Origin of the sequence: Cyanobium sp. CH-040, assembly GCF_024346135.1 — a bacterium.
In the GTDB taxonomy this organism is placed as follows: Bacteria; Cyanobacteriota; Cyanobacteriia; order PCC-6307; family Cyanobiaceae; genus NIES-981.
The window spans coordinates 1-15,437 of the sequence record NZ_JAGQCJ010000021.1; the positions used below are offsets into that span (position 1 = coordinate 1).

The 15,437-nt window shown below is 69.7% G+C and carries 13 protein-coding genes and 1 tRNA gene; 3 read left to right on the forward strand and 11 right to left on the reverse strand.

All coding sequences use genetic code 11. The annotated features are described in order from the left end of the window. Both KBY90_RS14160 and recF read right to left on the reverse strand, forming a co-directional pair. On the reverse strand, window positions 1-186 hold a 186-nt coding region (locus tag KBY90_RS14160; RefSeq protein WP_396122603.1), incomplete at its 3' end, for an S-adenosylmethionine decarboxylase. Between the two features lie 20 nt (window positions 187-206). Then, window positions 207-1,292 carry a DNA replication/repair protein RecF gene (recF, locus tag KBY90_RS14165; RefSeq protein ID WP_254969334.1) on the reverse strand — a complete coding sequence of 362 codons (1,086 nt, stop codon included), beginning with the start codon at window positions 1,290-1,292 and terminating at the stop codon, window positions 207-209. Between the two features lie 189 nt (window positions 1,293-1,481). Here recF and KBY90_RS14170 point away from each other — a divergent pair. Then, window positions 1,482-1,555 (forward strand) — tRNA-Arg (locus KBY90_RS14170). Between the two features lie 88 nt (window positions 1,556-1,643). On the opposite strand, the gene KBY90_RS14175 is transcribed toward KBY90_RS14170, so the two are convergent. From KBY90_RS14175 to KBY90_RS14190, 4 genes are all read right to left on the reverse strand, one after another. Then, complete coding sequence (locus KBY90_RS14175) at window positions 1,644-1,949, reverse strand: hypothetical protein (protein WP_315858746.1); 306 nt, start codon at window positions 1,947-1,949, stop codon at window positions 1,644-1,646. Window positions 1,950-2,126: 177 nt separating this feature from the next. Further along, window positions 2,127-5,093: a phosphoenolpyruvate carboxylase gene (gene ppc / locus KBY90_RS14180; RefSeq protein ID WP_254969336.1), complete on the reverse strand. Its 2,967-nt coding sequence runs from the start codon at window positions 5,091-5,093 to the stop codon at window positions 2,127-2,129. Between the two features lie 32 nt (window positions 5,094-5,125). Next, a complete protein-coding gene (gshA, locus tag KBY90_RS14185) occupies window positions 5,126-6,334 on the reverse strand; it encodes a glutamate--cysteine ligase (RefSeq protein ID WP_254969338.1) in 1,209 nt (402 codons plus the stop codon). A 20-nt stretch (window positions 6,335-6,354) separates the two neighbouring features. Further along, complete coding sequence (locus KBY90_RS14190; RefSeq protein ID WP_254969310.1) at window positions 6,355-7,896, reverse strand: anthranilate synthase component I family protein; 1,542 nt, start codon at window positions 7,894-7,896, stop codon at window positions 6,355-6,357. 543 nt (window positions 7,897-8,439) lie between these two features. Between KBY90_RS14190 and KBY90_RS14195 the strand changes: the two genes are divergently transcribed. Next, window positions 8,440-9,111: a sulfotransferase gene (locus KBY90_RS14195; protein WP_254969311.1), complete on the forward strand. Its 672-nt coding sequence runs from the start codon at window positions 8,440-8,442 to the stop codon at window positions 9,109-9,111. Further along, window positions 9,078-9,881: a sulfotransferase family 2 domain-containing protein gene (locus tag KBY90_RS14200; RefSeq protein WP_254969312.1), complete on the forward strand. Its 804-nt coding sequence runs from the start codon at window positions 9,078-9,080 to the stop codon at window positions 9,879-9,881. Before KBY90_RS14195 ends, KBY90_RS14200 begins: the two co-directional genes overlap by 34 nt. Before the next feature lie 32 nt (window positions 9,882-9,913). On the opposite strand, the gene KBY90_RS14205 is transcribed toward KBY90_RS14200, so the two are convergent. The 5 genes from KBY90_RS14205 to KBY90_RS14225 all read right to left on the reverse strand — a co-directional run bounded on the left by KBY90_RS14205 (window position 9,914) and on the right by KBY90_RS14225 (window position 15,342). Beyond that, complete coding sequence (locus KBY90_RS14205) at window positions 9,914-10,819, reverse strand: glycosyltransferase family 92 protein (protein WP_254969313.1); 906 nt, start codon at window positions 10,817-10,819, stop codon at window positions 9,914-9,916. A gap of 78 nt (window positions 10,820-10,897) precedes the next feature. Continuing rightward, complete coding sequence (locus tag KBY90_RS14210) at window positions 10,898-11,329, reverse strand: photosystem I reaction center subunit II PsaD (RefSeq protein WP_254969314.1); 432 nt, start codon at window positions 11,327-11,329, stop codon at window positions 10,898-10,900. 140 nt (window positions 11,330-11,469) lie between these two features. Then, complete coding sequence (locus KBY90_RS14215; protein WP_254969315.1) at window positions 11,470-12,921, reverse strand: sensor histidine kinase KdpD; 1,452 nt, start codon at window positions 12,919-12,921, stop codon at window positions 11,470-11,472. A gap of 22 nt (window positions 12,922-12,943) precedes the next feature. After that, a complete protein-coding gene (rodA, locus tag KBY90_RS14220; RefSeq protein ID WP_254969316.1) occupies window positions 12,944-14,233 on the reverse strand; it encodes a rod shape-determining protein RodA in 1,290 nt (429 codons plus the stop codon). 5 nt (window positions 14,234-14,238) lie between these two features. After that, complete coding sequence (locus KBY90_RS14225; RefSeq protein WP_254969317.1) at window positions 14,239-15,342, reverse strand: Mrp/NBP35 family ATP-binding protein; 1,104 nt, start codon at window positions 15,340-15,342, stop codon at window positions 14,239-14,241. Between the last annotated feature and the right edge of the window lie 95 nt (window positions 15,343-15,437).

The window sequence follows — 15,437 nt, forward strand, 5'->3', positions numbered from 1 at the left end:
CAGGGTGGCACCGGCCTGATGGGCGGCGGCGGTGATGGTGTCCCTGAGGAAGGCTTGATCGTCGAGCCGACCTGGATCGCAGTCGTAGAGCTCGAGGATGCAGTGTTTGCCCACCGTGTCGCAGGTCTGGGGCGTGGCTCCGCTCCATCCCGGGTTGGGGTGGAGGCAGTGCAGGCTCTGGGGCATCGAAGACGCGGCTGGGGGAGTCACCCTACGCGCCCGGCCTGCATGCGCACCACCTGGCAGTGCCGTCGCCAGCCGCCGCCGAAGGCCTCCAGGTGGGTGGCGCTCACCAGACACTGATGGCCCTCCCCCACCGCATCCAGCAACAGCTGCTGGCGGGTGGGGTCCAGCTCGGCCAGCACGTCGTCGAGCAGCAGCAGGGGTGGCGTGCCCACCACACTGCCCACCAGCTCCAGCTCGGCCAGTTTCAGGGCAAGCACCAGGGTGCGCTGCTGCCCTGCGGAGCCGTAGCGCCGCGCTGGCCGCTCCCCCAGCAGCAGGGCGACGTCATCGCGATGGGGGCCGACGCCGCACTGCCCCAGGCGCAGCTCCTCGGGGCGCTGGGCGGCCAGCTGGCTGGCAAGCGCCATGCGCCAGGGTTCCTCCGCCTCCTCCCCCGGCAGCTCGCTGCCACTGGAGTAGTGCAGCCGCAGCTGCTCCAGGCCGCCGCTGAGCCGCTCCTGCCAGGCCGCGGCGAGGGGCTCCAGGCGCCGCAGCGCGCGATGGCGCCTCCGGTGCAGCCGGGTGCCGACCAGGGCCATCTGCTGGTCGAAGGCATCCAGCAGCCCGGCCAGTTCAGCCCCCCCCAGCCCACGGCGCAGGAGCTGGCTGCGCTGGCGCAGCAGCCGTCCGTAGCGGCTGAGCAGCTCGCCGTAGAGCGGCTCGAGCTGCAGCACCACCCGGTCGAGCCAGTGGCGACGCAGGGAGGGTTCCCCCCGCACCAGATCCAGATCGAGGGCGCTGAAGCCGACGCAGCGCAGGGAGCCGAGCAGATCCTGCTGCCGCTCCAGGGTCCTGCCGTTGCGGCTGGCCTGGCGGCCGCCCTGGCGGCGCAGCGCCAGGCGCAGCCGGTCGCCCGCCACGGTGCAGCATCCCAGCACTGCCCCGGGCTCTCCGTGGCGGATCAGGTCCCTGTCGCTGCCGGTGCGATGGGAGCGCAGGCTGCCCAGCAGCTCCACCGCCTCCAGCAGGTTGGATTTCCCTTCCCCGTTGGCTCCCACCACCAGCAGCCGCGGCACATCGAGCGTCAGGTCCAGGCGCTCGATGTTGCGGAAATGGGTCAGCTCCAGGCGTTGCAGCCGGATGGGTCGCAGGCAGTCAACGGCTAAGGTAGGGCCATCGAGAGCGGGCCCCTGCGGGGGCCAGGGCGACGGTCTCCGGATGTGTCGTGGGCTGATCCGCCGTTCAGGCGTCCATCGGCCCGTTCCATCGGGATCCACCCGCCCGCTGCACGCCGCCCGCTCCCGACCCGTGCTCACGGGCATGTAGCTCAGTTGGATAGAGCATCAGATTCCGGTTCTGAGTGTCGGGGGTTCGAGTCCCTCCATGCTCGTTGCTCCATGGCCCTCCTGCCGGAACAGGGGGGCTTTTTTCTGGCTTGCCGCCGCCGTTGTCAGAGCTGCAGGGTCAGATGTGCAGGGTCAGATGTGCAGACCCATGGCCCGGATTCCCCCCGGGTCCACCACGAACCCCTGGCGCTTGAGGGCCTCAAGGGCCTCAGGCGGGGCCGAGAGGGAGATGCTGCACCCCGGCAGCTCTCGGCGCAGCCGGGCCAGCGCCCCCTGCACCAGGGCGAGCAACAGCTCCGGCTGGGCCGGATCCTGGGCATCGGCCCAGAGGTCCCAGAGGTTGGCATTGAGGGCAAGATCGCTGGTCGCCCGCACGAAGCCCACCGCCCGCTCCTCCCGGTTGACGATGCGCAGATGCCACAGGCTGCGCTCCAGCACCCGTTGCCAGCGCTCCGGGCTGCGGCTGCGCTCACCGGTCTGCTCGAGCAGGGCGTTGAGGGCCTGCGCATCGGGCTGGCCCTCCGACAGCAGCCGGTAGCCCTCCCGCAGGCGTGGGGCCGGTGGATGGTGGCGGAATGGCAGGAGCAGGGAGCCCAGGGTGTCCTCGCGCGTTGATCAGCCGGTGTTGCGCATGCCCGCAGCGATGCCGTTGATGGTGAGCAGGGCCCCTCGCAGCAGCTCGCTGCGGCTGTAGGTGCGCCCATCCTGGCGGGGGCCGGCGGCCTCGCTCATCGGCGGCTGGCGGTTCTGATCCCGCAGCCGGCGCAGCAGCGCCACCTGCAGGAAGCCCAGGGGCACGATCGTGCGGTTGCGCAGATCCACCGAGAGCTGCAGGGCGGGGTCGCCGTCCAGCAGCCGCCGGTGACCCGTGATCTGGAGCACCAGATCGCGGGTGAGGGTGAACTCGGCGGCGATCGTGGCGAAGATCCGCTCGAACGCCTCGAGGTTTTCGCTGCGTCCCAGGGCCTGCACGTAGTGGTGGGCCAGCTCGATGTCCACCTTGGAGAGGGTCATCTCCACCTTGGAGATCAGCATCCGGAAGAAGGGCCAGCGCTGATGCAGCAGACGCAGCAGGTCGAGCTGCTCAGGGTCGCGTTCCAGTTCCTCCTGCAGTGCCCGGCCGACGCCGAACCAGCTGGGCAGCAGGAACCGGCTCTGGGTCCAGCCGAACACCCAGGGGATCGCCCGCAGGCTGGAGAGGTCCTTGGCGCCACTCTTGCGGCGGGCGGGCCGGCTGGAGATCTGCAGTTTGCTGATCTCCTCGATCGGCGTGCACTGCTGGAAGAAGGCCACCAGATCGGGGTTGTCGTGCACAAGGGCCCGGTAGACGTCGCGGGAGCGGGTGGCGAGGCGTCCCATCAGCTCGTTCCAGCTGGGGGTGTCGTCCACCGGGGTGCTCACCAGGGAGTTCTGGATCACGGCGGTGGTGACGGTCTCCAGGTTGTAGAGAGCCAGCTCCGGCAGGGAATACTTCGAGGCCAGCACCTCCCCCTGTTCGGTGATCTTGATGCGCCCCCGCAGGGTGCCGCTCGGCTGGGCCAGGATCGCCTGGTAGGCCGGCCCGCCGCCGCGGCCGACGGAGCCGCCGCGGCCGTGGAAGATGCGCAGGGCCACGCCGTGGCCGGTGGCGAGCCGTTGCAGGGCGATCTGGGCCTTGTGGATTTCCCAGTTGCTGGAGAGGAAGCCCGAATCCTTGTTGCTGTCGGAGTAGCCCAGCATCACCTCCTGCAGGGGCGGCTCCCCTTCCGGGCCGTAGAGCAGCTGCCGGTAGACCGGCTGGCGGAAGAGTTCCTCCATCACCGCAGGGGCGCGCTGCAGGTCCTCCACCGTCTCGAACAGGGGCACCACGAGCAGGGAGGTCTGCTGGGCCACCGGGTCCACCAGACCCGCCTCCTTGGCCAGCAGCAGCACCTCCAGCAGATCCGACACCGTGTGGCTCATCGAGATCACGTAGGTGTGGCAGATGCGCGTGCCGAACTCCTGCTGGAGCCGATGCAGCATCCGGAACACGGCGAACGTCTCGGCCGTGGCCTCGCTCCACTGCGCCGCCGCCGGCACCAGGGGACGGCGGGTCTGCAGTTCGGCCAGCAGCCAGGCCACGCGCTGGTCCTCCTCCATCTCGCCGTAGGCCACCGGCAGCTGCAGGTAGCGGCTCAGCTCGTCGATGGCGTCGCTGTGCCGGGTGCTTTCCTGGCGGATGTCCAGGCTGGCCAGGCAGAAGGCGAAGATCTGCACCTGGCTGATCAGGTGCTGCATGGATTCGCAGCTCAGGCCGGTGCTCTCGAGACTCTCGAGCACCAGTTCCAGATCGTTGCGGAATTCCTCCACCGAGCCGTAGTGGAGATCCGCTGACGGCGTCGTGTTGCTGAGGTTGCCGCCGCTGAGGGGAACGCTGGCGATGCCGTCGCAGGGCGCTTCCCAGCCCGCCTCGGCCAGCACGCTGTTGCGGGCTTCGGTGAGCCGCAGCCGCTCCAGCACGTAGCTGAGCTTGAGTCGGTAGGGCTCGAGGCGGTAGCGGGCCGCTCGCTCCTCATAGATCTCGGGGAAGCGCAGCCGGTCCATCTCCAGGGACTCCAGCAGCGCCGGACTCACCTGGCTCCACTGCATCGAGATGCTGAGCTGATCCCTCAGCTCACCCACCGACCTGATGTAGCGCTCCAGCATCAGCTGGCGCTGGTAGCAGGCCGTGCGCCAGGTGATCTCCGGCGTCACCGACGGGTTGCCATCCCGGTCGGAGCCGACCCACGACCCGAAGGTGCAGAAGGCCTCCCGGGGCACCTCCACATCGGGGTAGCTCTGGGCCAGGGCCGAACGGATCCGCTGCCGCAGCAGCGGCATGGCGTCGAACAGCACCTGCTGGAAGTAGTGCAGGGCGTAGTCGACCTCGTCGAGCACCGTGGGCTTGAACTGGTGCAGCTCGTCGGTGCGCCACCAGAGGCGGATCTCCTCCTCAAGCTGCAGGCGCAGGTTGTGCAGGTCCAGGGGGTTGATCAGCCCGGCACCCTGCTCCAGCTTCTGGATCAGGGCCGCCACCCGGCGCTGCTTGTGCCGCACCGTATGGCGCACGATCTCGGTGGGGTGGGCCGTGAACACCAGGCGCAGATCCAGGTCGCGCAGCAGGTTTTCCAGCTGGGCCGGAGGCACGTTGAGGCTGCGCAGCCGGTCGAACAGCTGGCGGAAGGTGGCGGGCTCGTTCTGGCTGGCTAGGGGCGGCAGGAAGGGGTCGCTGGCCACCGGTTCTGCCTGGCTCTTGAGGCTGTCGAGGTAGGTGTCTTCCTCGATGTGCTGCTCGAGGATGTTCACCAACTGGAAGTAGAGCGAGAAGGCGCGGGCCGCGGCGATCGCCTCGGCCAGATCCATCTCGCGGATGAGCTGCACGATGGCCGCGCCCGTGTCCGCTTCACTGCCGCCCTCGCAGGGGTCGCTGAGTTGCTTCAGACGCAGGAGACGTTCGGCCTGGCGGGGCGGACACTCACTGCGCAGCACCGTCTCCCAGAGGTCCTCCACCAGCTCCATGCGCTCGCCCAGGAGGCGCGTGGCCCGGGGGGAGGGTTCAGCGATGGCGGGCACGAACTGCCGCATGGGAACAGGTGTGGCGGCACGGGTGGCGTCGATCATCCCAAAACACCCGCCTGATGATCTGTGTGGTCGGTGGCCGATGGCCAATCTCCCCGGGGGGCCGCGGCGCTCAGCCGCTCTTCCTGATCGGCCATCGCCGCGGCCTCGGCGCTGAGGATGGAGGCGATCGACTCGCCACTGCGGTGCCGGGCCAGCCAGCGCATGGCCTGGTTTCCCTCCCGCAGCACCCGCTCCAGGGGCTCCAGCAGCACCTCGAGCTGTTCCTGGCGGGCCAGAGGAACCAGCTGCTCGAGGCTGTCCTCGATCCAGCGGCGGCAGCTGATCGCCCGGCCGTCGCGCCAGTGGTTCAGCTGAGCCTCGAGGCTGCTGCGGGCGCTGCTCTGGTCGTTGGCATCGGCCAGCCGGGCCAGCTCCATCGCGCTCAGGCTGCTGGCCCGAAGGGGATCGCCTTGTTCCGGTGCCTGCATCAGCTGCAGCAGCCGCAGTTCGGCGAAGGCGGTGATCGCCAGCAGCAGCAGCGGATCGCTCACCAGGTCGCAGATGCGGATCTCCAGCCGGTTGAGGTCGTGGGGGCGGTCGTCGCCGTTGGGGCGCACCGACGTCCACAGGTGGCGCACGTTCTGCATGCGCCCGGCGGCCAGTTCGGCCTGCATCCAGCTCACGTAGTGCTGGTGATCGGCGAACAGGGGCACTTCCGCCGGGGTGAGCGGGAACTGCAGCCAGCGCTGGGAATGGGCGCCGGTGACCCGGCCGTCGAGGAAGGGGGAGCTGGCGCTCAGGGCCAGCAGCAGGGCCGCTTCACAGCGCAGCAGCCGCAATCCCGCGAACAGGGCATCCTGCCCCTGGAACGGGGTGCCCGGCGTGAGGCCCAGGTTGATGTGCACGCTGGCGGTGACCACCCGGGTGCCGTAGGTGGCCTCGATGTAGGCGTGGTACGGGTGATCGGGATCGGAGCGCTCGAAGCGTGAGCTGTCGCCCAGGCTGAGGGTGCTGCCGGGCAGCAGGGTGAGTCCCCGTTCCGCCAGCCAGGGGCGCAGCCTGCGGCGGGGCTCGAGCAGCAGGGCCAGCTGGCGGCCGTAGTCGGCCTCCGGCGGCGTGATGTACTCCAGGTTGCGGTGGTCGGGTTCGACCACGAACCCCGCCAGGGCCCTGGCGGCCTCGGCGCTGCAGCCCACCACCGTGCCGTCGCGGCGGCCGGTGAACCGTTCCACCTCGAAGCCCTTCAGCAGCCGGTGGCTGGCCATCAGTTCCGCTGTCGGCGCTGTCATTGCAGACAGGCCAGGGCCTTGAGCATGCCGCGGGCCTTGTTGAGGGTTTCCTGATACTCGGCCTCCGGCCGTGAATCCGCCACCACGCCGGCGCCGGCCTGCACCTGCACGCGCCACTGACCGGGCCTGTCGCCCGGCAGCACCACCATCGTGCGGATGGTGATGGCGGTGTTCAGGGCACCGGCGAGATCCACCGACCCGTACACCCCGGAGTAGGGCCCGCGGGCATCGGGTTCGAGGTCGTGGATCAGCTGCATCGCGCGGATCTTGGGGGCGCCGCTCACGGTGCCGGCCGGAAACGAGGCCATCAGCAGATCCCACACGCTCCTGCCTTCCGCCAGCACCCCTTCCACCTGGCTGACGATGTGCATCACGTGGGAGTAGCGCTCGATCACCATCAGGTCGGTGACCTGGACGCTCCCCGGCCTGCAGACCCGGCCCAGGTCGTTGCGGCCCAGGTCCACCAGCATCACGTGCTCGGCCCGTTCCTTCGGATCCGCCAGCAGTTCCGCCTCCAGCCTCCGGTCCTCGCTCTCGTCGGTGCCGCGGGGGCGGGTGCCGGCGATCGGCCGCAGCGAGGCGCGCACCCCGCCTCCCGCACTGGCCTCGATCGGATCGGCCTTCACCATCACCTCCGGGCTGGAGCCGATCAGATGCCAGCCGCCGAAGTTGAAGAAGGCCATGTAGGGCGAGGGGTTGACCATCCGCAGGCTGCGGTAGAGGTCGAAGGGATCGCGGCTGATCCGGGTTTCCAGGCGCTGGCTGAGCACGAGCTGGAACACGTCGCCGGCGGCGATGTGCTCCCGGGCGCTCTCCACGGCCGCCTCGAAGTCGCTCTGGTCGCGGTTGCTCACCGGCTCGAGCAGCGCCACGATCTGCTCGGCGGGCGCGTCGTGCCACTGCAACGGCGTCACCCCCGGCGGCAGGGGCTGATGCATGCGCGCCTCCAGATCGGCGATGCGGGCCGCGGCGGCGGCGTGGGCGGCCAGCGGATCGTCGCCTGCACTGAGGTCGGCGTAGGCCACGGCGGTGATCTGCCGCTTCACCTGATCGAACACCAGCAGGCTGTCGGCCAGCATCCAGCAGCCATCGGGGGGGGCGTCGGCGGGCGCGGGGTGCACGGGCACGCTGGGTTCGATCCAGCGGATCAGCTCATAGCCCCAGCAGCCGAACAGCTGCCCCACCGGCGGCAGCCCCGCCACCGGTGCGCTGCGCAGGGGGGCCAGGCACTGCTGCAGCAGCTCGAAGGGATTGCCGCTCAGGCACTCACGCCGGCCATCGCGCCACACCCTCTCGCTGCGCTCGCCGCGGCTGGTGAGGGTCCAGAGCGGATCGCTCACCACGAAGCTCCAGCGGCCGATGCGCTCGCCTCCCTCCACCGATTCCAGCAGCACCCCATGGTCGTGACCGGCGCCCACCTTCAGCCAGGTGGTGAGGGGTGTCTCCAGATCCGCAGGCCAGCGCTTCCAGAGCGGAATGAAGTTGTGACCGGCTGCCACCTGATCGCGGAAGGCCTGGTCCAGGACACCGGTATCCACGGGGAGCGCAGCAGGCCCTGCCTTTATAGGCGCCGCCCGGCGGGGGGCCTGCCCGGCCGCTGCCCAGAACCCGCAAGCCGCCCTGGCGCTCCAGCGCGGGCGGTGCTCTGCGAGTTCGGCGGAAAGGACCGGCCATCGGCTCCGGGGCTGAGGGTGTGCGATCCGGGTCCGGCCGGTCGTTGGTTGTCGTCCTGGGCTTCGCGGGATGCCCGTCCGCTGCGGATTCGGGGGTTCTGCAGCTGCAGGTTGTGCCGGTCACGGAAGCGATTGTGCATCCATGATTTCTGGTCACGGCTGCCCTTCAGGTCATCCGCATGGGCGCCAGATCGGTCTGTGTTCTTCTATCGCACGGCCTGTTCTCGGCGCTGACAGCAGAGGTTTCTGCTCCCCTGCCAGGTTCGTGATCGGGTCGGGTGAGCCCCTTGGCGCCTCGCGGCTCACCAGTGCAGGGGCCACCCCTCCGGGGCCAGGCAGAATGACTCCAGGAACGCCAAGCCCGTGTCACAGTTGAGCGCATCCGCTTCTGTGCCCGGGCCCCCACGGTTGCCGCGCGTGGTCGCGGTGGGGTTCAACAAGTGCGGCACCCGCAGCCTCGCCCATCTCTTCGCCCGGGCCGGACACCCGGCAGTGCATCAGAAGCTGCCGCCCGGTCTGCTGTCGAGGTTCTGGACGACGCGCAAGATCGGACGTCTGATGCGGCTGAATGTGGAGGCTGGCCGCGCGGTTCTGGATGGCCTCGAAGACTATGTGTTCTATGGGGATCTCATTGACAGCAGCGCCCAGGGAAGTTTTGACGCCAACTGTCTCTTTCCTCGCATTCTCGCTGATTATCCCGACACGATTCTGCTGCTGAACTGGCGGGATCGGGAAGACTGGATCCGCTCCAGACTGCAGCACGGTCATGGTGAGTTCGCCGCCCGCGAGCTCAGACTGCGGGGATTCGCCAGCCTCGAGGAGCTCGCCGAAGCCTGGCGCCGTGACTGGGACCAGCACCTGGCAGCGGTGCGCCGCTTCATGCTCACCAGGCCGGAGCAGCTGATCGAATTTCATCTCGACCGGGATCGAATCGAGGACCTGGTGGAACGTCTGCCTGCCTATGGCCTCAAGGCGGAGCATTTCAGCGATATCGGCCGCAGCCGCGGTCGACGCCTGCCCTCAGCCCTGGCCCGCTTCAAGCGCTGGTGGTCGCGCCACCGGCCAAGAAGCTCGCGATGATCCTCAGCCACCGCCATCGGCTGATTGTTCTTCACTGCCGCAAGGCCGCGGGAAGCTCCATCTGCGTGTCGCTGGCCCGGCTGCTGGGCCCTGCTGATCTGCAGATCAGCGCCATCGCCGAAACCCTCGCTCAGGCCATTCCGCTGACGCGGCGTGTGCTGCGGGAGGCCTGGCGTCACAGCCCCGCCAGCCTCGCGCTGGCAGGGGGGCTGGGCTCGAGGATGCGGGGCCGGGCCCTGGGACGGGCCATCGACCATGCCTACCGGCCCCTGCTGGGGCGCAAACCGCCCCATGCCCCGGCCCGGCGGGTCGCCCTGGCCTTCCCCCGCGAGTGGCGCGACTACAGGAAGCTGGCCGTCGTGCGCAATCCCTGGGACAAGACGGTGTCCGACTACTTCTGGCGCATCCAGCGCCTGCGCCGTCCGCCCAGCTTCACCGCCTATGTGCAGGCGCTCTCGGAAGGCCACGACCTCGGTGGTGTGGTGCCGCTGGCCTTCCACGACAACTGGCCGATGTTCACGATCGACGACCGGGTGGTGGCCGACCACATCATCCGCTTCGAGACGCTCCAGGCCGATCTGACGCGCGCCTTCCGGCAACTGGAGGTGGACTGGGACGGCTGGCTGCCCCGCTCCAAGTCGGGCCATCGACCCGGCACGGCCGGCAGCACTGCCCGTCCCGGCTACCGCAGCTTCTACACCCCTGAGCTCGAGCGTCTGGTGGGACGGCTCTACCGGGCGGAGATCGAGCGGTTCGACTACCGCTTCTGAACGGCGCTTGTGACCTCTGGCCTCGCTGCCGCTCAGCCGGACGTGCGCTGCCTGCTGGCCCGCTCCAGAAACCGCAGAGCGGCATCGTCCGCCACCACCTCCCGCTCGATGCGGTTCACCGTGCGCATCACCTTGCGGCGATAGGCGGCGGCCTTGGCCGGCAGGTTCGGTCCGCGGCGGATCTTCTCCTCCAGTTCCGCTGCCGAGCGGGTGTAGTAGTGGTTGAGCTGCAGGTGGTCGGCGGAGTAGAACGCCGGTCGCTGCCGCCTGGGCAGACGGCACGCCTCGCCGCGGTCGTTCCAGGTGCGGTCCCCGCGGTCCACCTCCATGCGATGCACCCGCACGGCAGTGAGATGGCAGGGGTCGACGACACACTTGAAATTCACGCCCGCCATCGGCTCGGCCGCCCGCAGGCGGTAGTTGGCCACCACCCCGCCCGCGGGAGGCTGGCGATGGCCGCAGCGGCCGAACATGTGCCAGGGGAGGGAGAGGTTGCGCACCTCGGGCCCGAGGTGACTGAGGGCCTCGTCGATGCTGCCGGCCTGTTTGGGCACCAGGAATTCGTCGGCGTCGATGAACGCCATCCAGCGGAAGTCGGCGCCGAAATTGGCCGCCGCATGGGCATAGGCCAGCACCTGATTGTGGATCTGGCGGTGCAGGGTGAGCTCCGTCAGGCGCTGGCGCCAGGGAATCACGCGCAGCTGCTCCGGCTCCAGGGCGGCCGCCAGCTCCTCGATCGTGGCGTCGTGACTGCCGTCGTCGTAGGCGATCACCTGACGGGCGCCGGCCAGACGGTGGAAGCGGGCCCACTCGCCGATGTGGCGCGCTTCGTTGCGCACCACCAGCACCAGGGCGGTTCCCTGGCGCTGCGGCCTGGGCGCAGGGGGATCCAGGCCCAGCCTGGCCACCTTGATGCGTTGCAGGATGGCGTTCAACATGGCCGGCGCCCGCGTGCGATGCCATCAAAAAACCGGGGCGCGAGGGCCCCGGTCAGCGACGGCTGGAAGCCTTCCCGATCAGGCGTCGTAGGTGTTCCGGCCGCTGAACTTGAGATTGGCGGGGTTGGGGTTGGCGCCGATGCTGCGGGGGTTGTGCCCCACCATCGGACGGCCCTCATTCACCTTCTCGGGGAACACGCCGTCCTTGGGATGCAGGTACTCGGTGTCACCACCGGGATAGATGCGGTAGATCTTGTAGTCCTCGATGCGCGGCTTGAACTTGGTGCGCAGCTGGGTGCCGAGGGCAAGGCACTGCTCCTTGCGGGCGAAATACATGAGATTTTCGCCTTCGTTCATCTCGGCCGCACCACCGGTGGGCAGCTCGAAGACCTGGGCCTTCGGGCTGGTCCAGGTGATGGCGTATTTCTCCTCGGTTTCAGCCGAATTCAGCAGACCACCCGTGCTGCCGATGTACTTCGGGAGTTGACCGCTCAGCGCCGTTGCTGTCATGGCTTGTTCAGGTGTCGGCAGACTGGTTCAGCGGGAAGCTAGCACCGTGGTTTTGGGCCCTTTCGACTCCGCCCGGCAGTCTTCACACCCGTCAACAAACCAGCGCATCGTCCCATCGCCGCTCCCCTCACCACCGCCGTTCAGCAGGTGGGGAAGAACACGGTGAGGCCGCTGTCGCCCCGTTCGGTGAGTCGCCCGCCGAGCCGCTGAAACAGGCGCTGCGTGGCCTGACGGCTGAGCTGCAGGCTGCCGGTGGCGGGATTCCAGCTCAGCACCGGCCCCACCGAGCGCACCCGGGCGCCCTCGGCCCCGTCGCCGTCGCTGCTGCGCCTGCGCGCCTCGGCGCTGTTCAGCTGCAGTTTCAGACGCGGACCGGCGGCCCGCAGCCTGAGGCACACGGTGCTGCCGCCGGGCAGCGTGCGGCTGAAACGGTCGATCAGTCCGCCGAGCATCGTCTCCAGCCGCGCCGGGTCGCTCAGCACCGGGGGCAGGTCCGGGCCGATGCTGATCTCCAGCTGCAGACCCCGGCGGGCCAGCTGGCGCTGCCACAGGGGCTGCAGCTGGCTCAGCAGCTGGCTGAGGTCCGTGCGGGCCAGGCCGGCGTGCTCCGTGCGTTCTCCGTGGTTGCCGGGGCCCGGTCGTTTCTGCAGTTCCGCCGCCAGGAAGATCAGCCCGAAGCGGTCGATCTGCTCGCTGCACTCGCCATCGATCTGCTCCAGCCGCTGGCGCACGAGCACCGAGAGATCGCGGCGCCGCAACAGCGAACGGATCAGCGTGCGGATGGTGGCCAGCGGCGTGCGCACTTCATGGGTGAGGGCCTCCAGCAGCGCCAGCTCGCTGTTCACGTCGGCGTTCACGTCGGCGCCGCCGCCGACGGCGGGGGAGTGCTGCACGAGGGGTTGCAGGGTCACGCTCGGGGCCATGGCGGCCAGCCGGTCGGCCAGCCGCGGCCAGAATGCCAGCCCCAGCCCCGGATCGCTGCGCAGCTCACCCATTCCCCGCAATGCCGCATGCAGCTGCTCTGCGCCGTTCCCCTGTTCCGCGGCCAGCCGGGCATGCACCAGCGCCAGCACCTGGCTGAGCACATGGGGCTCGAAGCGCACCAGCAGCCTGCGGCTCTGCTGCGCACCGTCCAGGCACAGGGCCACCTGCAGGGTCGGCGTGATCACGATCAGCAGAGGATCCGTGCCGTCGTCGCTCTTCAGCGGCAGCCGTTCGAACCCCGCCACGGTCCCCCCCCGCCTGCCGCTGCCCCCGCCCCCGGCACCCGGGAGCAGGGGCGGCGGCGCGTTCAACAGGGTCTCGAGCTGCTCGGGAGCCCAGACCCACCCCTGCAGACGCTCCAGCAGCTGGGGCTCGTAGAGCGCCGGCAAGGGTGCGGCCAGCCAGATCCCCGACGCATCACGGCGGGGCAGCAGAAACTCGTCCTGCAGGGTGGCCAGGGCGGCCCACCACTGGCGACGCACCGAGTCCTCATCGTTCTTGCCCGCCGGCACCCCTGCTCCCAGGCAGGCGCGCACCCTTGCCAGGCTCACGGGTGGCCCGGCTTCGGAAGCATCGGCCCCGCTGGGATGGGAGGGCGCTGGGGCCATGCTGCGCTCCTGGCTCCAGGCCTTACCAGCGGTTCTTGCCGGGCCGGGATCCGCTGACGCCACGGCGACCCACGGAGGCGCAGAGGCCCAGGGCCATGAAGTTCATCAGCATGGCGGAGCGGCCATAGCTGAGAAAGGGCAGCGGGATGCCGGTGACCGGTCCGAGGCCGATGGTCATGTTGATGTTCACCACCACCTGGAACATCAGCATGGTGCCCACCCCCACCACCAGCAGAGATTCCGCATCGCTGCGGGCGCGACCGGCGATGTGCAGCAGCCGCCAGGCCAGGGCCACGAAGCCTGCCACCACCAGCACCGAGCCGATGAAGCCGGTTTCCTCGCCCAGGGCACTGAAGATGAAATCGGTGTGCTGCTCCGGGATGAAGCGCAGCTTGGTGAGGGCGCCCCGCATCAGTCCCGTGCCCCAGAGCTGGCCACTGCCGATTCCCACGGTGCTCTGGAGCAGGTGATAGCCCCCGCCCAGAGGGTCCTTGGCCGGGTCGAGGAACAGCACCAGACGATCCCGCTGGTAGTCCTGCAGCACATTCATCCACAGCCAGGGCGTGAGTGCGGCGAAGAAACCCTGGACCCCCACGACGATCGCCACGCCCAGGCGCTTCCAGGGCAGGCTGCTCCAGGCCAGCCAGGCGGCGATCGGAACCCAGGCCAGCAGGCCCCAGGGCACGGTGCCCGCCACGATGGCGGCGATCAGGGGAGAGAGCAGCAGCAGCAGCCACGCTCCGGGCATGCCGGACCAGAACAGCATCACCAGCAGCACGGCCCCGAACACCAGAGAGGTGCCCAGGTCCGGCTGGATGAACACCAGCAGCCAGGGGAGGGCGATCAGTGCGCTCGGTCGGAGGAGATCCACCGGACGCTCCACCGGGTGCCGACCGAGAACGCCAGCCAGCAGCAGGATCGCCGCCAGCTTGGCGAATTCCGAGGGCTGCACGTGGAAGCCGCCGATGCTGATCCACCGCTGGGCACCGAGCGCGGTGGTGCCCACCACCCGCACCGCCAGCAGGCTGGCGACGGTGGCGCCGAAGATCGGCCACTGCCAGGCCACCAGGCGCTCCACCGGCAGCCGGGCCAGCAGCAGGGCGATCCCCATGCCCACCGCGGCCGTGATCCAGTGCTGGTACCAGTCGGCGTAGTCGGCCTGGCGCTGGGTGCTGGCGATGAGGATGCCGGCCAGCAGGATCATCGCCAGGGGCACACCCCACAGAACCAGGTCCACACCGGCCAGAAGCCTGCGCCGGCTGCGTTCCCGTCGGGCGAAGAGGGAGCGGCTGCGCCCGGGGAGGCTCAGCATGGGGCTCAGGCGGGCACGGGGGTGAGGGCTGCGATGGTGCGGGCGAGCGCCGTGAAGGCCTGGGCCGTGGCCGATTCCGGTGCCGAGAGCACCACCGGCAGACCCCTGTCACCCCCCTCACGGACCGGCATCTCCAGGGGCAGTTCCGCCAGCAGCGGCACGCTGCCCTCCTCGGCCAGGCGGGCGCCGCCGCCGCTGCCGAAGATCGCGTAGCGCTTCTCGGGAGCGTCGGGGGGGATGAACGTGCTCATGTTCTCCACCACGCCCAGCACGGTGATGCCCATCTGCTGGAACATGGCCAGGCCGCGGCGGGCGTCGGCCAGGGACACCTCCTGCGGCGTGGTGACGATCAGCACGCCCGCCATCGGCACCGCCTGGGCCAGGGTGAGCTGGGCATCGCCGGTGCCGGGGGGCAGGTCGACCACCACCACATCCCGCTCGCCCCAGTCCACCTGATACAGAAACTGGCGGATGATGCCGTTGAGCATCGGCCCCCGCCAGATCACCGGCTGGTTCTCGGCCACCAGCAGGCCCATCGACACCATGGCGATGCCGCAGCTCTGCAGCGGCACCAGCACCTGGGCAGCTCCGTCGCCGCGCACCTCCGGTGTGCGGTCGGCCACGCCCAGCATGGTGGGGGCGTTGGGACCGTAGATGTCGGCGTCCAGGAGCCCCACCCTGAGTCCGTCGCGGGCCAGGGCGCAGGCCAGGTTCACGGCCACCGTGCTCTTGCCCACCCCGCCCTTGCCGCTGCTCACGGCGATCACGCGCCGCACGCCTGGGATGGGCTGACGCTCAGGCAGCTGGCCGTGACCGCCGGGCCCGTGACCGGCGGCGCCGATCGGTGCACCGGAGGGCGGCGGAGCGCTGGGCTGCGCCAGTTCGATCTGTACGTCGGTGATGCCGTCCAGCGCCAGCAGGGCCGAGCGGCTTTCGGTGACGATCCGATCCCGCTGGGACTGGGCGAAGCCCGGCAGGGCCAGGCGGAACACCACCCGCTCGCCCTGCACCCGCGGCTCCTGGATCCAGTCCAGTTCCAGCAGATCGCGGCCGCTGCCTGCATCCCTGACGGCGCTGAGGGCGGCACGGGCCTGCTCTGCGGTGACCATCCAGGCGCGGCTGCGAACGAAGGCCGATCCTAGGGGCGTGACAGAGGTTCTCGACCCCTTGTGGAGGGAAGGCCCGGCCTGAAAAGGTGTGGGTG